General features: G+C 71.6%; 3 protein-coding genes and 1 pseudogene. 2 read left to right on the forward strand and 2 right to left on the reverse strand.

Going from position 1 to position 3714, the window contains the following annotated elements; genetic code table 11:
- Both DD1DGNOD_RS11235 and DD1DGNOD_RS11240 read right to left on the reverse strand, forming a co-directional pair.
- A pseudogene (locus DD1DGNOD_RS11235) lies at positions 1–465 on the reverse strand (hypothetical protein); the annotation flags it as partial.
- A gap of 11 nt (positions 466–476) precedes the next feature.
- Positions 477–929 carry a CU044_2847 family protein gene (locus tag DD1DGNOD_RS11240; protein ID WP_131770069.1) on the reverse strand — a complete coding sequence of 151 codons (453 nt, stop codon included), beginning with the start codon at positions 927–929 and terminating at the stop codon, positions 477–479.
- Positions 930–1556: 627 nt separating this feature from the next.
- Here DD1DGNOD_RS11240 and DD1DGNOD_RS11245 point away from each other — a divergent pair.
- Both DD1DGNOD_RS11245 and DD1DGNOD_RS11250 read left to right on the forward strand, forming a co-directional pair.
- Positions 1557–2960 (forward strand): LLM class flavin-dependent oxidoreductase, encoded by a 1404-nt coding sequence (locus DD1DGNOD_RS11245; protein ID WP_131770070.1) that lies wholly within the window; start codon positions 1557–1559, stop codon positions 2958–2960.
- On the forward strand, positions 2957–3714 hold a 758-nt coding region (locus DD1DGNOD_RS11250), incomplete at its 3' end, for an NtaA/DmoA family FMN-dependent monooxygenase (RefSeq protein ID WP_131770076.1). The genes DD1DGNOD_RS11245 and DD1DGNOD_RS11250, both read left to right, overlap by 4 nt.

Here is a 3714-nt window from a genome sequence, read left to right on the forward strand (position 1 = left end):
CCGCCCGAGAAGCGTGCCCTGGGACCAGGCGCCGGCGGACCGTCGGGGCAGGGAGGGTATGCCGTACATCTCGACAACCGCACCTGATCCCGGATCCTCGTGCAGCCGTGCGGCAACAGCCCCGGCCGGCATTCCCTCGCCGACGTTTTCCATACCGGCCACGTCCCAACCGCCGGTGTCGGAATGCACCGGTCCCGGTGGCGGCGACCACGCCTTCACTCGTACCCGTCGCGTGGGTGCCCCGTCCACACCTGCCAGCAGGGGAAAGTCCACGGTGAGGATGACGTCCGTCGCGGGCCGAGGGGGGTCGTTCCGGTCCCGTCCGAGGGCGCTGTTGACCACGTGGGCGCAGGTGAGCAGATGGCGCTCGCCGACGACGAAGCCGATCCCGACGGGACGGTCCCGGTGTTCGCCGTCCCGGCCCAGCACACGGACGATGACCCCGTCCCTCGACACGGTGCCCACCGCGGATCGTTTCAGGACCCGGGTGCCGGGCTGGGTTCCGGTCCGGGATCGGACGCGGCCAGGGCGGCGGCCCGCCCGGCCGGCTCCACCTGTCCGTCCGGCTCGGTCCGTCCGGCTCGCTTCCAGGTCATGGAAACCGCGAAGTTCACCTCGGTGGTGCCCTTCGCGAAGATGATCCCGGTCTCGCCGCCCACGTTGAGCCCGAACTCGACGGTCACCTCGTCCGGACCGACCGCACGCAGCCCGCCGACCACGGTGGACAGCGCGGGTCGCAGGCCGTTCATCATCTCCTCGAGTGCCTGCCGGGCGCGGGCGGCAGTCTGCCCGGGGCTGATCGAGGCAAGTTCCAGGCCCTCGTCGAGGCCGCTGGGGCGAACCTCCGCGTCGGCGAGGTCGTGCTCGTCGACCTCGACGACCATCCGGCCATCGCCTCCCACCGGTACTTCCAGCAAGGCCATGCCCATACCCCCGTCATCGGCTCACGGCCCGCTCCCATGCGGCGAACCGGGTCGATCGTGAGAGTACTGCCACGTTCCGACGTGGCCTGGATCCAGGAACCCGGGCGATCTGGGCCGGGGGAGGAGCCGTGGACGGTTCGGCCGACACGGGCTCCGTCCCCGTCTGGGGTTGTCCTCGGGGTCTATTGCCGGATAACGCGTCACCGTCGATCCTGTGCCGGTAGCCGCTCGTCCCGGCAGCCTCCGCTGGTCCGCGTGGTTTTGCTGGACCCCCGGTCGCCGGAGCGGTTATATTCGGACGATGCGCGCCGGATCTGCGTCCTGGACGGTGATGCTCGATCCGTTCTGGGTCTCCCGTCGTGCGCATCACTTCGACCAGATCTGTTGCTGATCCGATCCCACAGACGCGCGGGCGGTCCGACGGATCGCAGCCCGCCGTCGCGACCGCTGGCCATGCCGACCACCTCGTGCCGCGTGCGGCGTTCCCGGCGGTGGTGACGATCCGCATTGCGGCTGGCGTCGCCGGTCACGCGGCTGTGTGACGCGGCCGTGTTGCACGGTCATGACGCACCAACGACCCGTCCCGCTGCCTCGGCGTGCCTCGGCCGCTGCCGGCACGGAGAGGACCTCGACATGACCTCCTCCGCGGACGCGGGGCCGGCGCCGGGCCGGTCCCGGCGCCGGCTGACCCTGGGCGCGATCCTGCACGGCTCCGGCGGGCACATCGCCGGCTGGCGGCACCCGTCCTCGCCGCCGGACGGCCAGCTCGACCTCGACCATCACATCCGGCTGGCCCAGACGCTGGAGCGGGGGACGTTCGACGCGCTGTTCGTCGCCGACGTCGTGGCCATCTGGGGGCACCAGTACGACTCGTTGCGGCGCACCGCCCGCGCCGACCACTTCGAGCCGTTGACCCTGCTGGCCGCGCTGTCCACCGTGACCGAGCGGATCGGTCTGGTCGCCACCGCGACGACGACGTACAACGAGCCGTTCCCCATCGCGCGCAAGTTCGCCTCGCTGGACCACCTGTCCGCCGGTCGGGCCGGCTGGAACGTGGTGACGTCGGTAGTCCCGCTGGAGGCCGGCAACTTCGGTCGGGACACCCATCTCGACCACAGCGCGCGCTACCTGCGGGCCGAGGAGTTCGTCGAGGTCGTCCGGGGGCTGTGGGACAGTTTCGACGACGGTGCGGTCACCCGGGACACCGCCTCGGGGCACTACTACGATCCGGCCGGTCTGCGTACCCCGCATCATGCCGGGCCGCATTTCACGGTGCGCGGGCCACTGAACATCTCCCGGCCGCCGCAGGGCCATCCGGTGATCTTCCAGGCCGGCTCGTTGGAGGTCGGCAAGGCGTTCGCCGCCCGCCACGGCGAGGTGCTGTTCACCGTGCAGACCTCGCTGGCCGGCGCCCAGGCGTTCTACGCCGACGTCAAGGCGCGGGCGGCGGCGTACGGCCGGGACGGCGACCACGTGCTGGTCTGGCCGGTGCTCTCGCCGTTCGTCGCGAGCACGCAGGCGCAGGCCCGCGCACGCCTGGCCGAGCTCCAGGAACTGGTGCACGACGACGTGGCCCGCCGGCTCGTCCAGGACAACATCGGGGATCTCGACCTGTCCGGATACCCACTGGACGGGCCGCTGCCGCACATCGGCGCGACCAACCGGAGCAAGAGCCGCCAGGAGCTGATGCTCGACCTGGCCCGCCGCGAGAACCTGACGATCCGCCAGCTGGCGCTGCGGTTCGCCACCGGCGGCGCCGTGGTCGGCACCCCGGAGACGGTCGCCGACCACATCGAGGAGTGGTTCACCGCCCGCGCCGCCGACGGTTTCAACATCAATTTTCCCTACCTGCCGAGCGCCGCCGAGGACTTCGTCGACCACGTCGTTCCCGAGCTGCGCCGCCGCGGCCTGTTCCGGCACACCTATGAGACTGCGACGCTGCGCGGACACCTCGGGCTGCCGCGTCCGCAGGTCGGCGCCGGACGGCGGCCGGTGACCGCGGGGCAGCGGGAAGGGGCGGGGGAGGGGAGCCGATGACCGCCGCGCGCCGCAGGAGGCAGCTCCACCTCAACGCCTTCCTCAAGCCCCCGGGGGAGTTCCTGGCCGCCTGGCGGCACCCGAACGCCGTCCCCGACGCGGGCGTGAACATCCGGCACCTGATCGAACTGGCGCGGACCGCCGAGCGAGCCTGCTTCGACGCGCTCTTCTTCGCCGACCTCGTCGGGGTGCCCTTCGCCGACCAGGAGGTGCTGCGCCGGGTCTCGGTGGTCAACGACTCCTTCGAACCGACGACCCTGCTCGCGGCGCTGTCCACCGCCACCACCCGCATCGGGCTCATCGCGACCGCATCCACCACCTACAACGAGCCTTACCACCTGGCGCGGACGTTCGCCTCGCTGGACCACCTCAGCCGGGGACGGGCGGGCTGGAACCTGGTCACCTCGCTCAACGACGCCGAGGCGCGCAACTTCGGCCTCGCCGAGCATGTCGAGCATGAGGAGCGCTACCGGCGGGCCGCGGAGTTCCACGAGGTGGTGACCGGCCTGTGGGACAGCTTCGACGACGACGCGTTCCGCTACGACCAGGCGTCCGGGATCTACTTCGACGACGACAAGCTGCACCGGCTCGACCACCGGGGCAGGTACTTCTCGGTGACCGGGCCGTTGAACATCCCCCGGTCGCCGCAGGGCCGGCCCGTCGTCGTCCAGGCCGGGTCCTCCGAGACCGGCAGGTCGCTGGCGGCGGCGGTCGCGGATGTCGTCTTCACCCACCATCCCGACGCGGCCGCCGC

Origin of the sequence: Candidatus Protofrankia californiensis (assembly GCF_900634765.1) — a bacterium.
Classification (GTDB): Bacteria; Actinomycetota; Actinomycetes; order Frankiales; family Frankiaceae; genus Protofrankia; species Protofrankia californiensis.